This window comes from Candidatus Nitrotoga arctica, from assembly GCF_918378365.1.
In the GTDB taxonomy this organism is placed as follows: Bacteria; Pseudomonadota; Gammaproteobacteria; order Burkholderiales; family Gallionellaceae; genus Nitrotoga; species Nitrotoga arctica.
Window position 1 is genome coordinate 2,413,970 of sequence record NZ_OU912926.1, and the last position, 25,258, is coordinate 2,439,227.

Consider the following 25,258-nt stretch of genomic DNA (forward strand, 5'->3'; position numbering starts at 1 on the left):
ATCAACAAACAAGCCAGGATTTATGTGGCTGGCCATCGCGGGATGGTGGGCTCGGCTATTGTGCGCCGTTTGCAGGCGGGTGATTACGCCAATATTTTGACCAGAACACACGCTGATCTGGATTTAACGAACCAATCTGCAGTTGCTGAATTCTTTCTGAAACAAAAGCCTGATTACGTTTTTATGGCTGCCGCCAAGGTGGGGGGTATTCATGCAAACAATTCCTGTCGCGCCGATTTCATCTACCAGAATCTGATGATGGAGGCGAACATCGTGCATGCTGCTTGGCAGGCTGGGGTGCGACGTTTACTGTTCCTCGGCTCCAGTTGTGTTTATCCACGAGATTGTCCTCAGCCGATCAAGGAAGAATATTTGCTTACCGGCCCGCTGGAGCAAACCAATGAGCCTTACGCAATTGCCAAAATTGCGGGCATCAAGCTGTGTGAAAGTTACAACCGGCAATACAACACTCAGTATGTTTCGGTGATGCCCACCAATCTCTATGGGCCAAATGACAACTATGATTTGAACAACAGTCATGTGCTACCAGCGCTAATTCGTAAGGCGCACGATGCCAAACTGCGTGGCGACAAAGAACTTGTGGTGTGGGGTAGCGGCATGCCGATGCGAGAATTCCTCTATGTAGAAGACATGGCGGATGCTTGCGTCTTTCTGATGGAAAATGGTGTTGCCGATGGCTTGTTCAATGTGGGCACGGGTGAGGATGTAACGATTCGTGAATTGGCTGAAACCGTGATGAGCGTGGTTGGATTTAATGGCGAGATTGTGTTTAATACTTCCAAACCTGATGGTACGCCACGCAAGCTGTTAAACGTTGATCGGATGCGTGCCTTGGGTTGGCAAGCAAAGACTGAATTACGTGAAGGAATTGCCAAGGCGTATAAAGACTTTACGACTCATGTCAGGCAATGACATATGCCTGACATGTTGTTTAAAAAAGACGGCGCCAGGCGGCCTGTATGGGTGGAGTCCTTCAATGAATGCCACTTGGCTTGGCGCTGCATTGTTTCGCAACCGGCCAATTTGAGGCAACGGCAAAAATGAATAAAGATGGTCCCCTTAACTCACAAGCACACCATTAGATCCATCTCTCCAATACTTTTTCGGTATTCCAGCTCAAGCTCATCAACATACTGATTAATATCCATTGGCCGAACAGCGGCTCCTGATAGCTTTTTTAATAGATCGTGGTCGTCCAAAAGACACATGATCATTTGAGCCAATCCAGATGCCGAGCCCGGGCTAAACAAGAGACCGTTTTTGCCAGGGTCAACGACGTCTGATAATCCTCCAATGTCTGATGCTATCAGAGGGCAACCCGCTGCCTGAGCTGATAACGAGACCAACGGCATGTTCTCATGCCACAAAGAAGGAATAACCAAGGCATCGATTCCATCCAGTATGGCGGGCATCTTCTCGTTCTCGAAGGTGCCGTAGAATTTTATTCTTTCGTCACCCTGTGCAAGCACACGGAGATCTTTTATATAGGCGGAGTCTCCAACTGGAGATTTTCCATATATCTTGATTTTGACAGCAGCATCCGCAGGTAAAAGTTTGCTCGCTTCAACTAGTATATGGAGTCCCTTGTGAGGCAACATCGAGCCGATAAAGCCCAATACCAATGGCCTATCCGTTCTCTGCCGGATGCGTTTTACATAGCCATGATCCTTGATTCCAAATGGCAGAACTCGAAATTTCCCGCCTATTATTCCAGCAGTTTCAATCATTCTTTGAGCGTGAGTGGTTGCGACAAAAATTCTTTCGAGGAGAGGGAGTCTGGCTCCAATTATTTCACTTCTTCTTGCCAGAGCCTGGACATCGCCAAATCTGCCTGAGAGCTTTGCATTTGTCCTCTTGAGAGCATACACGATGCCCTCCACAACACCTGTAGGAATGGAATTTAATATTCCGGCTACCCATTTTGGCTGAGATATAGAAGTCAGATGCTTTAGGCAATTTGCGCCACCGTTGGCTGGCCCGTCGCACATGTTTCCATTTGGCAATAGTAGCGTATGTGCGGGACAGACATACCAAAAGTCTGTTGCAGTAAGAAACGCAGGTATTTTTCTGTCCTTGCATGCGTCAATTGCTTTAATTGATAGCCGCTCCAGATGATGGAAATGCACCACATCCGGTTCGATCTCTAAAAGCAGTTGACGAAATCGATGTGCGAAAACGGGGTTGTCGTAGTCATTTTGCATGACACTGCTTTGGTCTCCCAATGCAGTACGTCCATGCCTGAATCGAATAACACGGATGGAATCGACTTCATACTCATCAAACTGATTAATGTCGCCTGGTTTATCCTTTTCAGGATAACCTGTCACAACCGTAACGTTATGGCCCCTTTGTTTCAAGGCAAGTGCGACACCAAGAACGAGCGTTTCCGTCCCGCCAAAATAATCGGGCAAAAACACATGCGTCGTCAAAAGAATTTTCATCGTATAAATTTCTGGCTCCGGTACCCACACCATGTGACTGTATCTCGTCAATTCGCGAGCAACCGGGTAAGCAGCCGCATACTGAGGAAAAAATTGATTGGCAGTGAAATGAATCGTCACACAATCGAAAGCCTGAAGTCAGATCAAGTATCCAACTTTTCCAATTCACGCTTCATCCACTCCGCAACGCGAGCTATGCCATCCCGCATAGAGATCGAAGGAGCCCACTCCAATTCATCTCGCGCCAAGTCATTACTTAGCACACTTACCGGGACATCAAATGGTCGACCCGGCAGATAGCGAATCTCTATTGACTTTCCAAGTACATCTTCAAGCATGCCAATGAGCTCATTCAAACTGGTGCCAACACCAGAGCTGATGTTAAAACAACTCTTCACACCCGAGTATTTCACAGCCCGAACGAAAGCCTCCGCTACATCACTCACATGAATATAATCTCGCGTAACGCTACCATCACCCCAAATTTCTATGGGTAAACCTTTAATTGCATGGTGAAGAAAAACCCCAACAGCACCCTGTGCAGTTTCGATACGCTGACGTTCCCCATATGGATTCGCAACCCGCAGAGTAATAGCTCTGATTCCATGTAAGTGGCTGTACATCTGCAGGTATTTCTCAATGGCGAGTTTGGTAATACCATATGACACTAAAGGGTCGGTGGGATGCTTTTCATCAATAGGTAAATACATCGGGTTTCCATACACAGTGCCACCAGAAGAGATGAAAACTATCTTGCGAACGTTATGAGCAACCATAGCGTTGAGCATTTGCAGTGTTGCCACAAGATTACTCTGTACGTCGTAAATTGGGTCATCGTTTGAATTCTTGGGCAGAGTGGTCGAAACCAGGTGCAATACAACATCCACGCCACTGATTGCATCGTTAACGTCGTGAGTACTTGATAAATCCCCTGCGATCCACTCAACCTGCTCGGATTCTGCAAACTTTCGATAAGGCGCAACTCGTGGCCGTTCGAAAATCCTAAGTTCGTGGCCATCCAATAAAAGTCGATCAGCAATTGTTGATCCAATAAAACCACCACCACCGAATATTGTGATCTTCATTAAAAATCCTTGCACGAAAAAATGCTCGAAAGTGCTAAGTCATAGTTGTTGAGCTTATACAACACTTCGGTTCGCCATCCTTTTTAGAAGTTTTTTCCCAATGGTTTTCAGAAACTGGCTACGGATAATCATTCGACCAGGCCAGGTTTGGCTCAAAAGAATGGCAAATTTTACAACCGTCTGCGCCTCTGCAGACGTGGTCAGCAATGCAGCATCGGCAGTTGCCGAATGAGGTTTGGTATTCCATAGCCAATCCACTGCCTCGCCAAGACGTTTGCATTCAAGCGACAGTGATGCCAATTCTCGCCCAAAGCTCGGGCTGATCGGATATCGTGGATGGTCAACCCTAAGCTGGTGGGCTTCTTCCAGGAGTGCCAGAAAATTATCAATCATGCCTTCCCATGACAATTTTGACGCGGCAAGAGCCTTGCACTGTTTCGACATCTGATGCAACTCTGCGGAATTAGATAATAAGCGGCGAATTGCACCCAAATACTCTTGAGACTCGTTGAACCCATGCGGGATCAATATACCCGCATTTGGGCTCACAATTTCTTCTTGACCGCCAACTTTTGCCACGATCGGTACGACACCCGCCGCCATCGCCTCAAGGAGCGCAATTGAAATACCCTCATACTGAGAAGGCATCAAGAGAATATCCGAGGCAACAAGAATATCAAGCCATCTTTGATGTGAAACAGAGCCAAGCATTTGAACATTTGCATTCAATTGATATTGACTTAGCAAGCCTTCCAATTGCCCCCTTTGTTCGCCATCGCCGACAATTAATGCCCGAAATAGCAGACCATGATCATGCGTTGCTTTAAGAATTCCGGCTAGCAAGGCGGGACGCTTTTGTTCACAAATCCGTCCTGCAAAAACAATCACCGGCACATCTGCCGGAATGTTCAGTTCTGACCGTATCTGATTTCGAACTTCAACCAAGCGATTTTCTTGAGCAGCGCGAACGCCCGTATACATCACTCTTATCCGTGTGCTGTCGGCACCGCGCCCCTGCATCCATTCAGCCAGATGTTTGGTCGTTACAATATTTAGATCGAGCATATCCTGATAGCCAACCCCAAACCTCGGGTGCCCCCCATTCAACCAATGAAGTTCTTCAACATGGCACATGTCGACAAACGCTACGCTGGGTGAGACGGCTCTAAGATAAGGGAGGAGCTGGTAACCGATGGTACTGCCAGTAATAACCACGGTATCGATTTGCCGGGATTGAATCAGGTATGCCAGAAACCTTGGATAGTTCGATGCGTGAAGAATCTTTGGCAGGACAAAGATATCTGGCGTGAAACGCCTGAATTGATGCTCCCATCCGTGATCAGCCAGCAACGTCGCACAAATCGTTATGTCATGGCCTTTAGACGTCAAACCTTCAATCAAATCAAGATTAACTCGATCAGCCCCGCCCGTTACCATCCACGGGATGATAAACATAATCCGGCGCCTGAGCGGGTTCGCCGCCAAAGGGTTGCACACCAGCGAATTCATCTCAATGGTCTCGTATGGCAAAGGATGACGTCGGACAGGTTCAGGAAAGTGTTTATCCAGGCCATCATATTTCCGATGCATCATTCTTTCGAATTCAGCGTTGACATTTCCGGACTTCATGATCTGTTCAAAACGGCCGCTACCGCGCTTGCGATACCACTGCAGGAACTCTGGAATCGTATAGCCCCAATGCCCCGCTTTTGCCATCGCCAGCCAGAAATCCCAGTCTTCATGGCCAAACCGGATGGACTCATCGAAACCGCCACATTCTGCATATGCCGAGCGACGAATCACTGAAATAGGTGGCCCACTATTGGCCTGTAAGTGCGCCTTGCCTCTTTCAAATCCGGTAGTCCAGAGATATTCCTGTTCGCCAAATATAATGCTATAAGAGTTGCAGAACGCAAACTCTGGATTTGAATCAAGAAACCAGACAGCTTTCTCAAGGTAGGTCGGTTCGACCATATCATCGCTATCGAGCAAACAAATGTAGCGGCCCATCGCATTACGGAATGCCGTATTGCGCGCTGCGCCGGGTCCCGCATTTATTTGGCGAATTACCTTGATGCGTTCATCTTTTGCCGCGATCTTGGAAAGCCGGTTTACAGATTCTTGGTCTGTAGAACCGTCGTCAACAATCACCCATTCCCAATTCTGCAATGATTGTGCCTGCAGCGATACAAATGTTTCAACAAAGAACTCTTCGGTGTTGTAGTAGGGAGTAATGATTGAAACGTCAATGTATTCGCAAGCAACAGTGCTGCGCTTGTAGTTGCGCGGGATGGTTCTACGGCCGGGCAGATCCGTAAAGTCAGGGGATAAATCGCTGATCATTAGAACTTTCTTGACAATCTGACTAGCTTCTTGTCGCCACAAACCAAGCGCGAGCGCCAGCCGGATGGCCTTCAACTGTCGCCCGAGGATTTAACGGATTTCGACTATCGCAGTCAGCGTTTAACGGCATGCGAACATCTTTGAATCCGTCAGACCTGAGCATGCCCATGAGACACTCAGCGCCAAAAACCCACCAATATGTTTCGTCGCCCCAAAATGCACCTTCAATAAATTGGGATTGGGTAGGTGCCTCAGAAAGGACGTGCGTTTCCATAAGCAGTGTTGTGCCAGGCCGCATTATGAAGCCAGCTTTTCAATCAGCAGCATTGGTTCCTTAACGTGATATATCAAACCTTGGCAACTCACGAAATCAAAACCTCCGAAATAGCGGAGGTCAAGATCTTCCCATCCCAGGTTCATAAAACTAACCCTAGGTATATCGTAAACAACATTTATAAAACATGCTTGATGATAGAAACCATAGGATTCAAGTCCCACTGCTTCAATTGCACCTAAGGAACGCATGAGAAATGTGTCGTAGCCAGCATTGCAGCCAATATCGAGGACTCGTGACCCTGCAAGCTTCGTGAGTATCCCTGTGTTTTTATATGCTCCAAATCTGCCACGATCCATTAATCCGTTCAACTGAAAAATACCTCTATAAATTCAAATTTCGTCGTTCCTCGAAGTCAAGACGCAATGTAATAAATGTAATCAATGATATATATTTCAGCTTTCACGGAAATGACGAATTAATAGCGGAACCATAAATACATTTAGAACTTTAATTTGGGTTATCTTTCGACTGGAATGTGTTGTTACCTTAATTTTTGCATCCAGAAAGAACAACCATATGGAGGTTGTACACCGCGATAAAATCCCTCAAGTGCTTTTGCGTTTGTTTTAAATAGAAAAGCATTGGCAATCAATATTTTATAGTCTCTATTGTTCATGAGAAAAGCTTGTAACAAGTATTGTTCATTCCATGTTTGCCCCCGCTCAAAAATCCATAAATCCGGATAATCGTTTGGCAGAAAAATATCGTGAATATGTATTATTACGCCTGATGCCAACCGCGGCAGCACCTCAAAAAAAAACCAATTGACGTCGCTGGCGGCCTTTACGCAATGTGATCCATCATAAAAGCAAATATCCCCCGCTTGTAAAGACTCAAAAATTTCAAAAGAGGCTCGCTGCAACGGGGTTCGATGGAGCTGCCAATCCTTCGGAAATAATTCAAACAGAGCAGGGTTAGGGTATGGCTCGATTTGTGTCACCTGGCAAGGTGTTTGGTTGCGTGCAAGAGCTCGCTGCATTAACAAACTAGACCACCCACATCCAACTTCCACCACACGCTTGGGCTTTAGATCGCGGAGCAATCCGTATTGAACTAGCGCATCGGTATTATTCCACATGGGATTGTTCCAACAATATTCCAACTTGTCTGGTTGATGGTCTTGAGGTACATCCCGCAATTCCTCCACATAGCTGCCTACTTTTTGCGCGATGGCAAGCTGTTCATCAACGTTCCAATCTATTGATGAGGGTGATGAGCGCTCTTTCCATAAATCGAGATTTTCTTTTAGAAATGCCACATCATTTAGTGGGGAGTAATAATCATTCGCTTGAAAGTGATAACCTACCCGTTGAATTTCAGCGAATGGTGTTGCTTTTAAAACTTCGATTGCAGCGGACAGTGTGTTAAGGGGCGGCATGGTACTCTCCTATTGATCAAAAAAATTTCGCTTTTGATAAAAAATTGACAAATCGCATTCCCCAATGGTTGCGAAGCTTGTTCAAAATTGCATCGCTCGCCGCTAGCCTTTTATTGGTCTCATGCAGCCGAGAAGTCAACTCCGCGATCAACTGCTCGCGCTCTGCGGCGGTCTTCTCCCATGCCTCGCGTTGCGACGTCAGCCAGGCGTTGCCGGTGAGTAGGTCTTGTACTTGAGCCTGCAACGCGGCGATCGACTGCTCGCGCTCTGGGGCAGTCTTCTCCCATGCCTCGCGTTGCGACGTCAGCCAGGCGTTGCCAGTGAGCAGATCTTGCACTTGAGCCTGCAGCGCGGCGATCGATTGCTCGCGCTCGGCTATCTGCCAGTCCCGCTCTGCGATCTGTTTGTCCCACTCAACAAAATAAACATCAAATTCTGCGGTCAATCTTATGAAATCCATATAAGAGAAGGAATAAAGCTCTCTTATTTTTTTGTAACGGGTCTTGTCATTAAGCAAATCGAACAGCCACTTTAGACCTAATTGCCAAGCACTTCGCTGTTTGCATTCGTATAAGCAAGCCATGGCCAATAAGAATTTATTGTCAAAACCTTCCTGATTTCTAAAACGTTCGAGACTGGGAAATATCGCGACAATATCTTCAAAGCTTATTATCGAAAGATAATTCTCCCGTAACACATTCCATTCGTTACTAATCCTGATTGCAACTTCAATTCTGGGGCCACTGGTGTTCGACTTGTCCGAAAATAGCCGATGTTTTGTTAGTTTCTCCTGAATAATATGTATGGGAAATTTGATTAAAACCCTGCTCCACATTTCGGCATCAGGCGTCTGGGCAAGTCCGTAGCGGTATACACCCACATCTTGGTAGCACTGCTTTCTGATCAGCACGCTAGGATGGTTTAGATGATTTTGTTCATGGAAAAGCTGATTAAGCCACTGCCATCGGGTCTTGTTTTCCTGATTAAACCAATTATTTTCCAACTTGGCGCCGTTCTCGTCGATTATTTGCGCCCATGTAAAAACCGCGCCTATTTCATAATAATTATCCAGAAAGACAGCCTGCTTTTCCAACTTGTCTAATTCCCAAACATCGTCGGAATGATGGATGGCGATATATTCTCCGCGAGCGATTTCAGAGATGGTTTTGTTGATGCCATAACCGGCCCGGCGTTGTTTGTCGTTGCGGAACGTCTTGATGCGCGAGTCGGTGTAGCGCTGGATCAATTCCCACGAATTATCACTGGAGGCATCGTCCCAGATAACCAGTTCAAAGTCGGTAAACGTCTGGTTCAATACACTGTCGATCGCTTCGGCCAGATATTTTTCGTGATTGAACGATGTCAGAATTACAGAAACTTTAGGCATTTGTTCCGTCCTGAAGAAAAATATCCAGCGAGGTATGTTTAAGTTCCAACATAATTTGTTTCACAATTTCATCAGGCAATACACCTTGCCAACGATCATCGCTCGCATTGGCGCGAAAAACCGAATAAGGGTCGGAATCATGTCTCGATTTACTTGCGCTAAGGAAGTTTTCTACCTGATCACAAACTTTTAACCCACAAAAACCAAATAATTTTTTTGTAGTATCAAGTGGTGCTCTATTCAGTTCATCATAGCTCACCATTAAAAATTGGTGAGGGAATTGACTTTTAAACCGAAGGAACGCCTCGGCAATTTCTTTCCATTTATCAAAACCGTAAAATTCTTCTGGCCTATTCTGGTTCTTGCTTGAAGCGCCACGCCACTCGCTGTTTATATCCCACTCTGAATTGAATTCTTTGGGTGCCAAAACCCAGGACGCCATCACTGCCAAAGGGTTTCTGACGATTCCGATGATTTTAACTTCACTGCATTGAGTGAGAATGTTTTCAATGATATGAAGATATCGCGTCTCCTTGAAAACAATATGTGTTGACGTGACTGCCTTTTGAAAAGCCGGATAATTTTTTTGCATCTCAGTAGCCATCAGGGCGAAAGCATCTTGAGTACAAAGAATTTCTTCAAAAAATGTCCGAATCTCTGCGGCAGATGAGCGCTCGGACAGACTGCCTTTGTGTCCATATGAAAAAAGCGGCTGGAATCTTAATGCCACGTCTGGATGACTGTTAAGAATCTGGCTGAGCCATGTTGTACCTGAGCGTGGCACACCGAATATTGCAATTTTATCCATGATTAAACTAGCTCATACTTATTCAGCAACGTGCGTAACTGACTTGGGGAATTAAACATCATCACATCAATAATTGAGAGCCAAGGCACGTGCATAGGCCCGAATTGCTTGTACTCTATGGTGGATGGGGTCAAGAACTTCAAATCTAAGCCGCTCTGTGCAAATGTAGCTCGGTCATATAGGGCTTGCCCTCCTTGCGGATTGATGTAGGTGGTCGCGCCTTCTTGTGCGCAAATATCGAGTATCCGTGCCTGACTAGGTAAGCCGTTATTCTCATAACAACGACTGGTCACTATGAATTCGGTGTTGATGCCAATAAATGCGGCCAGTGCTTGCAGTTGGTGCGCCAAATAATCCGACAGGCTGTCAGTGTTATAGAGAATTAGCTTCTCTATAACCGGAAACACCTCTGCATAGTATGGTGCCCTTCGGTAGGTGATTTCAATTTTTCTAACCAGTTTGTCGCGCCACACAGGCGAAGATTGAAGAGATATATCGCACATGCGTTTGTACGAGGACGATTGATAGAGAGGTGCCGTGATAAAGGTAGGTTCGCCATTAATCAGGATGCGATTTCGGTTGATCCATCCTCCCTTGATGTAATTCACATCATCGTAAATGACGAAGCGATCCACGGCATGCATCAACTGCCAGTAGCCGATGTAGGGGAAAAAATAGGGCTGCATGATGGACAACTTCATTACAGCGCCACTCCGCCTTGCAGGATGCATCTGATGATGCTGCAAATAACATCAACCTCTGCCTTTCTTAGCCCTACATACAAGGGCAGACAAAGCACGCGCGAAGAAACTTTTTCTGAGACCGGACAGGCTCGTTTTAGTTCCGGCTTCAAGAAGGGCAAGGTGTTCAGCGATGGGAAAAAATATCGCCGTGGGCCGATGCCGTTATCCAGGAGCGTCTGCCGCACTTTCATCATGACGTCATGAGAGGGAAAAATGACCGGATAGTAACCATAGTTGTATTCGAGACCTACTCGAGGCACGGGCCGCTGTAACAAGCTGCCTTCGAATTGTTCGTCGTACCAGCCTGAACACCCTTTCCGCGAGGCAATGATGTCATTCACCTTCGGCAAGACACAAAGCCCCATCGCTGCATGCAGCTCTGACATTTTTGCATTGATGCCGATGTCGAGATAGTCATCTTCGCCGATGTGACCGAACTTCTTCATCAGAAAGACACGTTTGGCGACTTCGGCGTCTTTGCACACCACTGCGCCCCCCTCGGCTGTGTGAAATAACTTGGTGGCATGGAAACTCAAGGTGGAGCAATCCCCATGCTTCAAAATCGATTCTCCAAAAAGCTTCACCCCAAAGGCGTGAGCCGCATCATAAATGACTTTGAGCTTGTGCTTATCTGCAATTTGTTGAATTCTTGCCACATCACACGGATAGCCATACACATGTGTGGCCAGAATCGCAGAAGTTTTCTCGGTGATGGCCACCTCGATCAGATCAGGGTTAATGCAGAAGGTTTGCGGCTCAATGTCAACGAAAATCGGATCACAGTCTTCCCACAATATCGAATTCGTTGTGGCGACATAACTGTAGGGTGTAGTGATGATCTCACCCTTGAGGTCTAGCGCCTTGATGGCAAGCTGGAGCGCAAGTGTGCCGTTAGCTACCAACTCCAGATTTGAAACGTCAAGGAAGCCCGCGATATCGTCAGCCAACTGTCGGCATAGCGGCCCGTTGTTGGTGAGTTGACCTGCTTGCCAGATCTGTTCGAGGTAAGCAACATAGTCTTCAAGGCTTGGTAGCGTTGTTTTAGTTACTAGCAACATATTTATTTTTGATAATCCAGCGCTTGCAAACTCTGACTAATGTGTTCCGGGATGATTGAAAAATCAAAATCCGGGTAACTTTTCCAAGCATAACGGCTCCCTTTGAATATTGGCGCACTCTTATTTTCACGCCACTCATTTAGTGCCGCAGATGAAACATTTCTTGCATTTAATATGCTGTACAAGCCGTAGTCAACATATGTTGCAGTATCCAGCATGGCATACTCAAAGTTCACACCCAAGTGCTCACATATACGCCTAAGTTCAACCTCAGGTTGTTCTACAAAATCCTCGTATCGAACCTGGAGCATCTGATTTGGGTTCAAAATTTTATTTGATAAGTCGATGATTTGGCGAACTTCGGTATGCCACCTTTCAAGATTTTGTCCAATGTCATTATGCCACCACGGGGTACGTGCAAATGAAACCGCAACATCCCTGCCGTCCCGGACCATGTGAATATATTTTGCATCAGGAAATAGCTCATTAAGAATATCAATTCTTTGGCCATACCACGGGGTCTGCTCGATAAAGATTTTTTTGTGTTTGGTTTCTGCTATTTCGCTATAGAAACTATTTACAAGTTCTTTAAGGCTACGAATCGGATATTGCTGCTTTTCAAAAAAATTCCTGTAGTCGAAATATTCATGAAATTTATGGGGACACCTGGTCTCAATCAAATCTATGAAATCCCCAGATCCAAAGTTCTCATTCATTTTTTCTTTGAAAATCTCGTAGAGACGAGCGCCATTATTGCTGTATTCAAATAGAATCTGAAGTTCGTGTGGCACACAAATCATCGAGTGAGAATTGAGCATCTGAGCAAGCATGGTTGTGCCACAACGTCCTGTTCCGACAATAAATGAAAATGAAATGGATTGTTTTTTCTTGAAAAGTTTTTTTATAGTCTCTAAGAGCATCATAAACATTACTTCCAATCGAAATGCATTTCTAACTGCTTATAGAGATCCTCATCATAAGGTGCGTAACAACTTGACAATTCAGAAAGCTGTGGATTGGTCCAAAGTGCCGCTATTGCCTCCTTTGAAAACCAAAAAAAGATGCTGGCAAAGGTACTTATGTAATGCCGTGGTACCAGTTTTTTGGATGCCTATAATCATAAAACCCGGGGGGTTTTATTTTTTCCTCGAAATAAACTATACATTCGAAATTACTTTCCTAATTTTCATCTCTGGGAATAGGTGAATTTTTGACCAAATTCTTGTTTTTTTCCATCGTTCCATCTGAAAAACCACCGCATCCTCGATTACATCCACAAACTCGGCCGTCTCACCGCGCACTGCTGGCGATGTGATCTGTGTTCGAAGTGAATAGCTGCCTTCTTGCAGTGGTAGTCGAAGAGTGTATTCGACCAAATATTGCCCACCAATTTCGGTCGTCAGAAACTCCTGTTCAACTTGAGTAAATCCACATCCTGTCAGATTCACTTTTTTGTCATCACAAATATTAAAATTGACCGAAATGCTCTGCTCTGACGATGATTCAACATGGATTCGAATTTTTACTTCTTGGTTGAATTCCACCAACTGTATCTGCTCATTACTCATGTTGAGTAGTTCAACATAGGTGATTCTTGCACCTCCAGAGCCATACCGAAATGCAGCTACCCGTTTGTCAAACTCATCCGACCGCTTCAAAACCGCGCTGCTTTTCTCCAAGGTTTGCACGGCCCCTTCTTCTATTTTATTAGGCGATACACGGCTGAATCGGCTAATTTCTGCATTCATTTCTTCTCGCATCGTTCGGATGTATTGCTCTGCCACTTCCGGCGCCTTTCCGATGGCCTTGACCATGCCGTGTTCGAGATAAAGACCCCGCGAACACAGACTTTTTACCGCGCCTACATCATGACTGACAAACAAGATAGTAGAACCGCTTTCCTGGATGCGAGTAAGTGCGGTCATGCACTTGGCCTGAAAATTCATATCGCCTACCGCCAGAGCTTCGTCAACAATCATGATATCCGGCTCGGAAATTATGTTTACAGCAAAGGCTAGCCGAACGAACATCCCGCTGGAGTATGTCTTTACTGGTTGATCGATAAAATTACCAATGTCGGCGAAAGCCGCAATATCATCAAACCGTGCGTCGATTTCCTCTTGGCCAAGCCCTAGCAATGCCGCATTCATATACACATTTTCTCGGCCTGTGAATTCAGGGTTAAAGCCAGAGCCGAGCTCCAGCAGGGCGGCAATGCGGCCGTTAGTTTGAATGGTGCCACTGGTTGGGTTGAGCGTGCCGCAGATCATTTGCAGCAAGGTTGACTTACCGCTGCCATTGCGCCCAATGATGCCGACAGTTTCGCCTTTTTGTATTTCAAAAGAAATGTCTTTGAGCGCCCAGAATTCGCCAAAGTATTGTTTGGGTGATTTACCCATCATCCGTCTTAAGCGCGGCAAGACGAATTGCTTGAGCCTATCACGTGGAGTATCGTAGATCTGATAGCATTTGCTAAGATTTTGAACGCAAATAGCGATTTCAGAAGACATCTTTCCCCCTTACTTCTTTTTGTTCTGCCAACCACAACCTTCCCTTCCCCGTTCCCTCTGGAGTTCGTCTTCGAAGGGCAGAGCTTCGCCAACTTTCAGGTTCAAAGGGGCAAAACAATTGAGCAGATCGATATAACGAACCAAGTCTACATAAAAATCTTGTGTTTTCGTGGCAATACGCATTTGGCGAGCAACATAGGCACCCATGCCCAGTTTCAGTAAAAAGCTTTGCAATTCATTGATGATCGCCTGCTCCAAGTCGGCCTCCAACAAACGGCTCGTTTCAAAACGGGTCTTGAACTCCAGCATTTGAGATTTACCTGAGAGAAGCAATTGATCAAAGGACATCGGCAAACCCCTTTCTGGTTTTTTGAAACCAGGCGTAACCTGCCCAAGCGACTAGGGTAGCGGCAAGGCTGTATATGCCCAATCCCACCCAATCTGGCAGCTGCCCCCAGATCAGCACTGCTCGCGCCTGCTCGATAATGAAGGTGAGCGGATTGGCCATGATCCAAGGACGGAATTCTTCCGGTAGGGCATTCACAGGGTAAAAGACGGGGGAAAGAAACATCATGACCGTGGTGGTAATGCCGATGGTTTGCCCCACATCACGCAGAAATACACCCAAGGATGCAAGCATCCAGGCAAGGCCAAGCGTGAGGATCACTATAGGCAGCAGCACGAACGGGGCGAGAATTGCCGTCCAATGCAGATAACCGTTAAACAGGGCAAAAGCAACGAGCAGCACACCCAAGCTGATGAAGCTATGGAAGAGCGCGGCACCCATGGCAATGACCGGCAGTATCTCCAACGGAAACACGACTTTTTTGACGTAATTGACGTTGGAAAGGATGAGCGCCGGCGCGCGATTGAGCACCTCAGCAAATAATCCATGCACAATCATGCCAACAAACAGCACCACAGCAAACTGTGTTTTGCTCTCTTCGCCCCCAACACCCCAGCGGGACTTGAAGATCACGGAGAAGACGAAGGTATACACAATCAGCATGAACACTGGGTTGAAGAAGGACCAAGCCAAGCCCATGGCAGAGCCTTTATAGCGACCCATCACTTCGCGCTTGGTCATTTGCGCGATGAGCTGGCGGTTGCGCCAGAGGCTTCTGGTCAGTGCCATAAGAGATGTGGGTTGAGCGGCGTGGGGGTTGGTTCCCTGGTGAGTGATTAGTGGAGAGGGGTTAATGGGGGTCATGCGAAGTGCTCCGCTTCTGCCAATGACTTGGCTTGTTGATCTTTTGCGGACAAGGTAGGTTCGCCTTGAATGGATTATTAGATGCCAATGGTGTGGTTGTTTCAGGCAATGCTGCGCTCGAATTCAAGTGCACTTTGAGTTCCTGCAAAAGATAATATCGGCCTCTTGCTGCGCCAACCATGGCAACAAACCCTTATCGCAGACAGAACATCCATTGAGGTTAATGCTGATTACACGCACTAAAGTTCTCCATAAGCAAAGCATGTAATTATAATAGCGGTACGTCTAAACTTTTGATCTATTTGCCATGTATCATTTTTCACTAGGATTTCATTCGTTTCGCCATTGAGCAAGGGGTGTTGTATTCATATGAATTAAAAACAAAAAATAGTCGTACAGCCATGCTTATCAAAGGTATCCCACTCGCTGCAGGAACTGCCATTGCTCTAGTAGAAAAAAGTCGCAATATGCCTTGCTACTTTAACCGCAAAACGGCCAAAGGTCATAGTGAAGGCGGTTGTACGGTTGATGGTCGAAGCGAGAAAATGGGTTTTTTCAGAGATGCGTTGCCATGAAGGTTGGTCGCTGGTGATCATGGGGCTTAAAAGCACATGCCAGACTATCCTCACATGTATATTTTGGAAGGGATGAAGACAGTTTTGGATGCCTAATATTAAAGTGCAGAATATGAAAATAGCTGTAATTCATGATTGGCTAACAGTCTATGCGGGAGCCGAGCGTGTTCTGGAGCAAATATTATTATGCTATCCGAATGCTGATTTATATAGCGTGGTAGATTTTATTCCATCCAGGAAACGAGGTTTTCTGCTGGGGAAAACGGCAACCACTTCGTTTGTGCAGAACTTCCCTTTCGCCAGAACCAAATACAGACAGTATTTTTCCTTAATGCCTTTGGCTGTCGAGCAATTCGACTTATCCGGCTATGACTTGGTGCTTTCCTGTAGCCATGCTGTCGCGAAAGGCGTTATTACAGGGCCGGATCAGCTTCATATCAGTTATGTTAATTCTCCTATGCGTTATGCGTGGGATTTGCAGCATCAATATTTGAGCGATTCGGGTTTGAACAAGGGCGTAAAGGGGTGGGTCGCCAAATGGCTATTGCACAAAATGCGAATATGGGATGTGAGAACGGCTAATGGTGTTGATTGTTTTATAGCAAACTCACAATTTATTAGACGGCGAATTTTGAAAACCTATCGCCGCGATGCGGCGGTAATTCACCCGCCAGTAGACATTTCGAGATTTTCCTTACGCGAAAACAAGGAAGATTTTTATCTGGCTGCCTCTCGTCTGGTACCTTACAAAAAAATGAATCTAATCGCGGAAGCATTTACTGCCATGCCGGAGCGACGTTTGGTGATCATTGGCGACGGACCGGAAATGCAGAAAGTGAGAGCGAAGGCCGGACCAAATGTAACGGTGCTGGGATATCAGACTGACGATATTATGTGCAATTACATGCAGCGCGCCAAAGGATTTGTATTTGCCGCAGAGGAAGATTTTGGTATTACCCCATTAGAAGCGCAGGCTTGTGGTACGCCAGTCATTGCATATGGCAAAGGTGGTGTGCTGGAAACAATTCGCGGCCTGGATGATAAACAACCGACTGGGGTGTTTTTTGCGGAGCAATCCATTCAAGCCATTAAAACAGCAGTCACTTCTTTTGAACAGGAAGCCGCTCGTATTTTGCCAGTGTCCTGTCGTAATAATGCCTGCCGTTTTGCGCCCGAGAGATTTCGTGCAGAATTCATAGCGTGTGTAGAAAATGAGTGGCATCGATTCCAACAATCGCTGACGACAGCCACCTCGAACAAAATGTGGTTGCCATGACCTCGCGTAGCCTGCTCAAGGAAAATGCTGGCATTCTTGAATTAGCCCAGCGTTTCCTGGATCCTTTTGTGGTGATAGCCACTGGAATGATGCTTTTCGCGATCAAGTTCGGGGCTTGGGATTTTCCGAGGAATTATGTTTTTGTACTAATCGGTGTGTTTCTATTTTGCCTCGCAGTGTTTCCATTTTTCGATGTATATCGTCCCCATCGGGGCGCAAGTCTGTGGGCAGAAATACAGATATTGGCGAGCGCTTGGACAGTGGTTTGCACTGGGTTGATTATCGTACTGTTTGCAACCAAATCCAGTACATATTTTTCCCGTATATGGATTGGCCAGTGGGCAGTTACAGGGTTCGTCTCTTTGATCGCCTTCAGGGTGGCACTGCGAGTCGGACTGCGTTTTTTCCGCCGCCGTGGTTTCAATCTCCGTTTTATCGTCATTGCCGGCGCAGGGAAGCTGGGGCGTGACGTGGCGCACCGCCTCGCCGCTTCACCGTGGACGGGCTTGAAAGTAGTAGGCTTTTATGATGACGATCCGCGACTGCAGAGGCAAATGTTCGAGGGCGTTCCAGTTCGCGGTGGCCTGCACCGCCTTCCACAAGAAGTAGTTGAACTGGGTATTGATCAAGTATGGATCGCCCTGCCGTTGCAACACGATAAGCAGGTCAAATCACTGGTGGCGCATTTGAGTCGCTTGCCGGTACAGGTTACCTTCATTCCGGACATTTACGGAGTTCATTTACTGAACCATTCCATCGGCGAGGTAGCCGGTTTTCCGGTCATTCATTTGTTGGAATCACCCTTGTCTGGAGTCCAGGGTATTATTAAAGCCGTCGAGGACAAAATTCTGGCAGTATTAATTTTGTTGATTGCTAGTCCCCTCATGTTGCTTATCATAGTTGGAATCAAATTAAGTTCTCCAGGACCCATTTTCTTCAGGCAGCTACGTGGCGGATTACATGGGGAACGCATCTGGGTTTGGAAATTCCGCACAATGAAGCATCATGCCGAACCGTCTGAAAAAGTGCCTCAAGCGATGCCCGGCGATCACCGCATTACAGCCTTTGGCGCTTTTCTGCGACGCACAAGCCTGGACGAATTACCTCAGTTTCTTAATGTGTTAAAGGGTGATATGTCAATTGTGGGACCTCGTCCACATGCGGTGGCGCATGACGAATTTTACCAGCAGCAAATCGATGCCTACATGCTGCGGCATCACGTCAAACCGGGCATTACGGGTTGGGCGCAGGTTAATGGCTGGAGAGGCGAAACGGGAGAGATCGAAAAAATGGAGATGCGAGTAAAGTACGATCTGTATTATATTAACAACTGGTCTTTATGGTTCGACCTGCGAATTATTTTTATGACGGTTTTTATGATGATCACAGGCAGAAATGCACATTAAGCAATAATTTCTGCGTGTATTTTAATAAACTATTTCATTTTTAATTGAAGATATTATGGTATGCCCATTCAACTTGACCCCCACTCTGTACCATCTAAAAAGATCCTGCGCCAAGAGTGGCTAGCTGCACCTCTACTCTTTTTTACGAGCGCTTTGATTTTGTCGCTTGTCTACCTTCAATATAATTGGCCAGGAAAATGGATAAGCAACGTCAAGCCTTTAAGCTGGAATGGCGCGGCACTAACCCTGAACAAGGGCCAGGGTTATAGCGACCAAGGCAAACTGATCATCAAGGAGCTGACGCAGAGTATTGCTGTTGCTTCACTATCCCCTCCCATCTTTCAGGCAAAGGATTATCCGATCATTGTCTGGTCTGTTGCAGGCGTCACACCAAGCGTTGAAATGGAGTTTTTGTGGCGCACTGCGGATAATCGCGTTTTTGTACGTCCGCTTGTTTGGGCGGCTAATACTCTGGAACCATTGGAGGTGGCGGAAGATAAAAATTGGCGCGGGCAAATTATAGACATGGCTATTATTGTTAAGGGAACACTGGCTGCGCCGATTTTGGTAAATGGTATTTCACTTGAGTCTGCGTCTTTGCCAAAAGCGCTACCCCATATGGTGAAAAAATGGTTTGCGCTTGACCGATGGCAGGGAAGTTCGATCAACTTTATTGACGGAGATACCATCGATAAAAACGTCCCTCCTGTTTTAGCCGTCGCCATAATTATATTGCTGGCATTGACCTTGAATTTAATCCTGTCCATAGCAAAAATCATGCCTCTGAATATTGCCATGGTGGGGGGCATGGTATTGCTCGGCTGGTTCATGCTGGATGTCCGTTGGCAGACAAACTTGTTTCAGCAGTTGGCGCTGACACACCAGCAATTTGCCGGTAAAACCTGGGAAGACAAGCATCTTGCTGCCGAAGACGGCGCCTTGTTCGACTTCATGAAAAAAGTGAAGGCAAAGTTGCCTGCTGCAAATAGCCGTATTCTTTATTTTTCCGATGACGCCTACTCGCGGGGAAAGGGCGCTTACCATTTATATCCTCATAACGTTCTAGCTCTTAATGACCTGCCGCCGACATCGCAAATCAAAACCGGAGACTATATTGCCTTGTTCGCAAAAAAGGACGTGAAATATGATCGTTCACATCAATTGCTAATGTGGAGTGATGGACAATCTATAAAAGTCGACTTACTGTACTTGACTGAAGGCAATGCCTTGTTCAAGGTGCGTTAAATGGAATTATTTACGTTAGTGGTTGGCTTGTGTTTGCCTTGGCTGTTGGGGATTGCGTGGTTGCGCGCACCTTGGCTCAAGGCCACCGATGTCACATGGCCGACACTCTTGGGGTATGGCTATCTGGGCGGAATATTATTAACCACGCTTGTGATGCGTTTGCTGGATGCGCTGGGAATCCGCCTTGGCTTCTTCAGTATTGGACTTGCACTTTTATTATTGACAGTTACCGGTGCTTGGCTTGGTCGTAGGGAGCCGTGGCCAATCAAAAAACCCGGAGCAGATTGGCACAGCTTGGCCGCGTGGCGAAAAATCGTATATGCCGTCGTGTTGGCCGCTATTTTGATACGGCTGGCAGGGCTGGGACTGGAAATTGTGTGGCGCCCGCTATTTCCTTGGGATGCTTGGTCACAATGGGCGACCAAGGCTCGAGTTTGGTATGAGCTTGGACACATGGCGACATTCGTCCCCGCTGACGTTTGGCTTAGCGGCGAATTGGCAGGCGCTTACACTGATGCAGCTCCCCATTACCCCCCTGCCATACCGCTAATACAAGTATGGATGAGCTATAGCCTGGGCAGATGGGACGATTCTCTTATGAACCTGCCTTGGCTACTTTGCGCGGTCGCTTTAGGCTTGGCATTTTATGGTCAGGCCAGGCAATGGCAGGCGTCACCATTATTTGCTCTGATCTTTACCTATTTCCTGCTTTCACTTCCCCTTCTGGATGTTCACGTGGCTTTGGCAGGCTATGCAGATTTATTTATGGGAGCATTTTACGGCTTGGCAGCAATGGCTTTTTTCCACTGTACCAGGAAGCGCGATTTCTGGCAGGGGGCCATGGCATTGCTGTTTGGGTTAGGATGCATCTTGATCAAGCAACCTGGCATTGCATGGGCGTTGACTTTTCTTCCAGCGTTGTTAATTGTGTTCATGCCGCGTGCGGGGCTAGTTGGGACGTCCTTGCTGGCAGCAGCAGGTGTGGCAACTTTATTTGTTATTGGAGAAAATGATTTTCATTTGTTTGGCTATCACGTACATCTGCGCTTCGCGGCGGATTGGCATCCATTTTGGCAAAATATGATGGTGATGGACAACTGGCACCTGTTCTGGTATCTGGTAGTGGCGGCGCTTGTTTTGTCGTTTCCCCGGCTTCTTGCCCCCTCTTTTCGAAGCATGACTGTTTTGCTGCTCTCCGCTGCTTCGTTTCTCGCGGTAGTTTTCTTTTTTACCCATGCTCAAGCATGGGCCGAAGACTACACTACGATCAATCGCGCTTTACTGCATATTGTGCCCATGCTTTTGTTTTATGTGATGGTGCTATTCCGGGAAGCTGTCAGTCTCCCGATGGCCATGACTACCCGCCGAAAATTGACGTGATGGGCATGACAAAAAATGGGTTGTGGCTATAAGACTTTACGGGTCTCAGTCGAGAAAAATAAATATTGAATTGCTGCTGGTGCACTGCGAACACAGCGTCATCGCTATTGGTTTTAATCAGAGCAAACCGTAGGAACATAAGGGTAAATTCACGACTGCGTAATTCGCCCGATGATAATTGAAAACATGCGGCGCATTCGCTACGCAATGCGCTCAGCTCCCTTAATGCCGAGCTGACTCTATCTGTTCGCATATCCGTTTTGCACCCAGCAGAATGCGCGGCGTGGAGCGGCTGATCAGGTCCGGGTGAATAAAAACCATGCGACCTTGCCGGACCGCGATCAACGGTAACTCGCGCCATATTCTTTTCGTCTCTTCTTCCTGTTCATACGTGGCGGCGACAGCCAGCATCACCTGCGGATTTTCTTTTACCAATGCCTCATTTGAAATGGCAGGAGTCAACAGGGGCACAGCGGCAAATACGTTCTGTGCACCACACAAACGCAGCACATCACTGATGATATGTGCATCATTTACCGTAAGCAGCGGCGCTGCGGCAATTTGAAAATAAGCGCGCACCTTAGTACGTCCGGCATATTGTCGGCGCAAGGTATCAAGCTGCTCCACGAAGGCGTGTGCAGCAGCTTCGGCTGCTGGCTCAGTGCCGGCGACGCGTCCCAGCAAGCGTAATACTTTGGGAATATCATCAAGACGGCGGGGTTCCAGTACCAGCACTTTCAACTTCAACTTTTCAAATGTGGCGCGGTCACGCGATGACAGACCACTGCCCCATGCAAGCACCAGATCGGGTTTTAACGCGACCAAACGCTCCCAATCCAGACGAAATGCATCACCTACTTGCGGCAGTTGTTTGGCTTGTTGTGGATAGTCACTGTATGCCGTAACCGCCACTATATGACTGCTCATGCCTGCGGCATAAGCGAGTTCGGTAAGGTTGGGAGCTAACGAGATAATGCGCTGTGGCGGGGTGATAAACACTAATTGCGTGCCACTGACATCAGTTACAGGAAATGGCGTCGTGGCCTGCGAAGTTGCGCAAAACAGCAACAGGCAGAAAAAAATGGCATGCTTTACAATAATACAACTACTTTCACCCTCCCTTCTCGCACCCATCTCCAGCAAGCGGAAATAATAAAGCGAAGGGAGCGAACAAGACTGAAGTGGAAGACCTCCGTTCACTGCGCAAAACGTTGCGCCAATGCCACACGCTTGAGATACGCGTCGCGCGCGATTTGTACATCCTCCAGGAAATGGGGCAATTCTTTCAGCAATAATGCCTGCGGCCCATCCACCAGAGCCTTTAATGGAACGGGATGGAAATCTACCAGCACCATATTGGCGCCAGCCATCACCCCTTGCGCGGTGATATGCATCAAATCGAGAATGCCATCGGGCGCAGCACTGCGCGTGCCAACTGAATGCGATGGGTCAATGCACACAGGCATCCGGGTCAGACGCTTGACCACCGGCACATGCGCAAAGTCCACCAAGTTGCGGTGCGGATCGCCCATGTTGGTCTTCATACCACGCAAGCCGAACACCACATTGCGATTGCCTTCAGACGCCAAATATTCGGCGGCGTTAAGTGATTCGTCCAGCGTGATACCAAAACCGCGTTTAAGCAGTACCGGGAATTCCTGCTGACGCCCAACGATTTTCAGCAGTTCGAAATTCTGTGTATTGCGTGTGCCTATCTGTAACATCACGCCAGTGGGATTGCCGGTCTGCTGCAATGCGGCACGGATTTCATTGAGATGCGACTCATGCGTAATTTCCATCGCAATCACTTTTATGCCGTATTTTCCCGCCAGGTCGAAAACAAAAGGCAAACAATTCTTGCCGTGCCCCTGGAAAGCATAGGGGCTAGTGCGCGGCTTGTACGCACCCATACGCGTACAAATCTGACCATTATCGCGCAATGCTTTTAACATGATCTCGACATGTTCAGCGTTGTCCACCGCACAAAGTCCGGCAAATACATTGAGCGTGTCCTGACCAAAGCGCACACCGTTATAGTCGAAATACGTTGGGCGCGAGTCGTCTTTATGCTGCCCCAGGATACGATACTCCTCCGACACGCGCACCACACGCTCGACACAGGGCAAGCTTTTCATATCCTTGATGTCTAGCGCCTTAGTATTGCCGATCAGGTAAATCTCGGTTAGTACCTGCTCCGCACCGCGTTCAACATGCACGCGCATGTCAATATTCGACAGCCCGGTGAGATACGCAATCAGTTGCTGGTAATCCGCACTTTGTTGGTTGGTATTGGAAGAAAGTATCAATATCATGGTGAAGCTCCTGTTATTTGCAAACCAAACATTTTCCAGAAATAACGGCCCATCGCTGCGACTACCGTGCCATTGAGCCTCAAGTAAGCCGTTCTTGCCAAACTACTGCCAGCGGTCCGATGACATAACCCTGACTGACTATACGCAACGATTGCTCTTGTGGTTTGGTGTTATGTCGTTCCACTTGAATTCAGCCGCGATAAAATACGCGGTAACTTCATCACATCACGAATCTTCACATCCACATAAGCTGGTAATCGAGATGTAGCATTCACCCACACGGTAAGCATTCCCAAACATTTGGCAGTCTGCAGGTTTTCCGCACTATCTTCCACCATCACGCAATGCGCTGGATTCAGACGATGCTTGCGTAGCAATCGTATAAAACCCGCTAACTGTGGTTTAGGTTGGTAACGCGTATGCTCAATGGCGAACACATCATCGAACAAATCATCTATACGCAACAATTGCAGCACGGCATGTGCATAGTGCTGTGGTGCGTTGGAAAATACTAGCTTCTTGCCCGGCAATCTTTTCAATACATGGCGCAAGCGTGCCTCATACAACACCATCTGCGGTAACTGCGGAAACTGGTGTGTATGCCACAGAAAATGATCGGGGTCGGTGTCATGGTGCCGCATCATGCCACTTAGGGTCGCACCGTAACGTTGCCAGTAGTACATTCTCAATTCGTTCGCTGTCTGTTCATCCAGCTTCAAATGCTGTTGCAGGTAGGCGGTCATACTGCGATTGATATGCGGGAAAATGTGCGGCACGGCGTTGTGCAATGTGTTATCCAGATCAAAAATCCAGACGATACGACTCATTTACTTTTAATCAACGTACCCACACCTTCATCAGTCAGAATTTCCAGCAACAGCGCATGTTCCACGCGGCCATCAATGATGTGCACCGACCTCACTCCCCCGCGTGCGGCATCCAGCGCCGAACTGATCTTCGGTAACATGCCACCGGACAGCGTACCGTCCGCCACCAGTTCGTCGATCTGTTTCGGTGTCAGGCCAGTAAGCAGCTTGCCGCTCTTATCCAGCACGCCGGGCGTGTTAGTTAACAGTACCAATTTTTCTGCTTTCAGCACTTCCGCCAATTTGCCCGCCACTACGTCGGCATTAATGTTCAGTGTCTCACCATCCGGCCCTACAGCAATCGGCGCAATGACCGGAATAAAATCGCCAGAATCGAGAAAATTTATAATAGAGGGATCAATCAAATTAATCTCTCCTACCAGACCAATGTCCAGCAACTTGCCCGGCTCATCGTGGCTCTCCAGCAGCATCTTGTCCGCACGGATAAACGAAGAATCCTGCCCGGTCAGTCCCACCGCCTTGCCTCCATGCCGGTTAATCAAATTAACGATGTCCTTGTTGACCTTGCCCAGCGCCATTTCGACCACATCCATGGTTTCTTCATCTGTGACGCGCATACCTTGGACGAATTCCCCTTGCTTACCAATGCGCTGAAGTAGGTCGTTGATCTGCGGCCCGCCACCATGAACCACTACCGGGTTCATGCCGACCAGCTTGAGCAATACCACGTCGCGCGCAAAACTTTCCTGCAACTTAGGGTCGGTCATGGCATTGCCGCCATATTTGATTACGATAGTTTTATCGAAAAATCGTTGGATGTATGGCAACGCCTCAGACAGTGTATGAGCTTTCTGGACGGCGGTGGCAGAGGTAAGTGACATGATGTTTTCCTTCGCTAAACAACGCGCATTTTACC

At 47.3% G+C, this 25,258-nt stretch carries 23 protein-coding genes; 6 read left to right on the top strand and 17 right to left on the bottom strand.

Going from position 1 to position 25,258, the window contains the following annotated elements:
- On the top strand, nt 1-933 hold the full coding sequence (gene fcl, locus MKZ32_RS11045; protein WP_239798143.1) for a GDP-L-fucose synthase: 933 nt from the start codon (nt 1-3) through the stop codon (nt 931-933).
- 152 nt (nt 934-1,085) lie between these two features.
- Here the strand turns inward: fcl and MKZ32_RS11050 are convergent, their stop codons facing one another.
- The 13 genes from MKZ32_RS11050 to MKZ32_RS11110 all read right to left on the bottom strand — a co-directional run bounded on the left by MKZ32_RS11050 (nt 1,086) and on the right by MKZ32_RS11110 (nt 15,321).
- On the bottom strand, nt 1,086-2,495 hold the full coding sequence (locus MKZ32_RS11050; RefSeq protein ID WP_239797313.1) for a glycosyltransferase family 4 protein: 1,410 nt from the start codon (nt 2,493-2,495) through the stop codon (nt 1,086-1,088).
- Nucleotides 2,496-2,605: 110 nt separating this feature from the next.
- The gene (locus MKZ32_RS11055) at nt 2,606-3,547 is read right to left on the bottom strand and encodes an NAD-dependent epimerase/dehydratase family protein (protein WP_239797314.1); all 942 of its coding nucleotides are present in this window, start codon (nt 3,545-3,547) and stop codon (nt 2,606-2,608) included.
- Nucleotides 3,548-3,601: 54 nt separating this feature from the next.
- The gene (locus tag MKZ32_RS11060; protein ID WP_239797315.1) at nt 3,602-5,965 is read right to left on the bottom strand and encodes a glycosyltransferase; all 2,364 of its coding nucleotides are present in this window, start codon (nt 5,963-5,965) and stop codon (nt 3,602-3,604) included.
- A 222-nt stretch (nt 5,966-6,187) separates the two neighbouring features.
- The gene (locus tag MKZ32_RS11065; RefSeq protein ID WP_239797316.1) at nt 6,188-6,523 is read right to left on the bottom strand and encodes a DUF1698 domain-containing protein; all 336 of its coding nucleotides are present in this window, start codon (nt 6,521-6,523) and stop codon (nt 6,188-6,190) included.
- 185 nt (nt 6,524-6,708) lie between these two features.
- Nucleotides 6,709-7,605 (bottom strand): class I SAM-dependent methyltransferase, encoded by an 897-nt coding sequence (locus tag MKZ32_RS11070; RefSeq protein WP_239797317.1) that lies wholly within the window; start codon nt 7,603-7,605, stop codon nt 6,709-6,711.
- A 16-nt stretch (nt 7,606-7,621) separates the two neighbouring features.
- A complete protein-coding gene (locus tag MKZ32_RS11075) occupies nt 7,622-8,992 on the bottom strand; it encodes a glycosyltransferase family 2 protein (protein WP_239797318.1) in 1,371 nt (456 codons plus the stop codon).
- Entirely contained in the window at nt 8,985-9,800 is an 816-nt protein-coding gene (locus tag MKZ32_RS11080) for a sulfotransferase family protein (RefSeq protein ID WP_239797319.1), read from the bottom strand. Before MKZ32_RS11080 ends, MKZ32_RS11075 begins: the two co-directional genes overlap by 8 nt.
- 2 nt (nt 9,801-9,802) lie before the next feature.
- Nucleotides 9,803-10,501: a WbqC family protein gene (locus MKZ32_RS11085; RefSeq protein ID WP_239797320.1), complete on the bottom strand. Its 699-nt coding sequence runs from the start codon at nt 10,499-10,501 to the stop codon at nt 9,803-9,805.
- Complete coding sequence (locus MKZ32_RS11090) at nt 10,501-11,601, bottom strand: DegT/DnrJ/EryC1/StrS family aminotransferase (protein ID WP_239797321.1); 1,101 nt, start codon at nt 11,599-11,601, stop codon at nt 10,501-10,503. Before MKZ32_RS11090 ends, MKZ32_RS11085 begins: the two co-directional genes overlap by 1 nt.
- Before the next feature lie 2 nt (nt 11,602-11,603).
- Complete coding sequence (locus tag MKZ32_RS11095; RefSeq protein WP_239797322.1) at nt 11,604-12,524, bottom strand: sulfotransferase family protein; 921 nt, start codon at nt 12,522-12,524, stop codon at nt 11,604-11,606.
- A gap of 234 nt (nt 12,525-12,758) precedes the next feature.
- Nucleotides 12,759-14,111 (bottom strand): ABC transporter ATP-binding protein, encoded by a 1,353-nt coding sequence (locus MKZ32_RS11100; RefSeq protein ID WP_239797323.1) that lies wholly within the window; start codon nt 14,109-14,111, stop codon nt 12,759-12,761.
- A 9-nt stretch (nt 14,112-14,120) separates the two neighbouring features.
- Nucleotides 14,121-14,459 (bottom strand): PDDEXK nuclease domain-containing protein, encoded by a 339-nt coding sequence (locus MKZ32_RS11105; protein ID WP_239797324.1) that lies wholly within the window; start codon nt 14,457-14,459, stop codon nt 14,121-14,123.
- A complete protein-coding gene (locus MKZ32_RS11110; protein WP_239797325.1) occupies nt 14,449-15,321 on the bottom strand; it encodes an ABC transporter permease in 873 nt (290 codons plus the stop codon). Before MKZ32_RS11110 ends, MKZ32_RS11105 begins: the two co-directional genes overlap by 11 nt.
- Before the next feature lie 359 nt (nt 15,322-15,680).
- Here MKZ32_RS11110 and MKZ32_RS15880 point away from each other — a divergent pair, with 359 nt between their 5' ends.
- From MKZ32_RS15880 to MKZ32_RS11135, 5 genes are all read left to right on the top strand, one after another.
- Nucleotides 15,681-15,896, top strand: coding sequence for a hypothetical protein (locus MKZ32_RS15880; protein ID WP_478210044.1), 216 nt, complete (start codon nt 15,681-15,683; stop codon nt 15,894-15,896).
- 112 nt (nt 15,897-16,008) lie between these two features.
- Nucleotides 16,009-17,172: a glycosyltransferase family 4 protein gene (locus MKZ32_RS11120; protein WP_239797326.1), complete on the top strand. Its 1,164-nt coding sequence runs from the start codon at nt 16,009-16,011 to the stop codon at nt 17,170-17,172.
- Nucleotides 17,112-18,578 (top strand): undecaprenyl-phosphate glucose phosphotransferase, encoded by a 1,467-nt coding sequence (locus MKZ32_RS11125; protein WP_239797327.1) that lies wholly within the window; start codon nt 17,112-17,114, stop codon nt 18,576-18,578. Before MKZ32_RS11120 ends, MKZ32_RS11125 begins: the two co-directional genes overlap by 61 nt.
- A 60-nt stretch (nt 18,579-18,638) precedes the next feature.
- The gene (locus MKZ32_RS11130) at nt 18,639-19,823 is read left to right on the top strand and encodes a hypothetical protein (protein WP_239797328.1); all 1,185 of its coding nucleotides are present in this window, start codon (nt 18,639-18,641) and stop codon (nt 19,821-19,823) included.
- The gene (locus MKZ32_RS11135; RefSeq protein ID WP_239797329.1) at nt 19,824-21,203 is read left to right on the top strand and encodes a hypothetical protein; all 1,380 of its coding nucleotides are present in this window, start codon (nt 19,824-19,826) and stop codon (nt 21,201-21,203) included.
- Between the two features lie 222 nt (nt 21,204-21,425).
- On the opposite strand, the gene MKZ32_RS11140 is transcribed toward MKZ32_RS11135, so the two are convergent.
- The 4 genes from MKZ32_RS11140 to argB form a co-directional block, all read right to left on the bottom strand.
- Nucleotides 21,426-22,271: a helical backbone metal receptor gene (locus MKZ32_RS11140; protein ID WP_239797330.1), complete on the bottom strand. Its 846-nt coding sequence runs from the start codon at nt 22,269-22,271 to the stop codon at nt 21,426-21,428.
- Between the two features lie 128 nt (nt 22,272-22,399).
- On the bottom strand, nt 22,400-23,515 hold the full coding sequence (locus tag MKZ32_RS11145) for a 3-deoxy-7-phosphoheptulonate synthase (RefSeq protein ID WP_239797331.1): 1,116 nt from the start codon (nt 23,513-23,515) through the stop codon (nt 22,400-22,402).
- A 170-nt stretch (nt 23,516-23,685) separates the two neighbouring features.
- Nucleotides 23,686-24,342 (bottom strand): pyrimidine 5'-nucleotidase, encoded by a 657-nt coding sequence (locus MKZ32_RS11150; RefSeq protein WP_239797332.1) that lies wholly within the window; start codon nt 24,340-24,342, stop codon nt 23,686-23,688.
- Nucleotides 24,339-25,223 (bottom strand): acetylglutamate kinase, encoded by an 885-nt coding sequence (gene argB / locus MKZ32_RS11155; RefSeq protein WP_239797333.1) that lies wholly within the window; start codon nt 25,221-25,223, stop codon nt 24,339-24,341. Before argB ends, MKZ32_RS11150 begins: the two co-directional genes overlap by 4 nt.
- Nucleotides 25,224-25,258 lie beyond the last annotated feature (35 nt).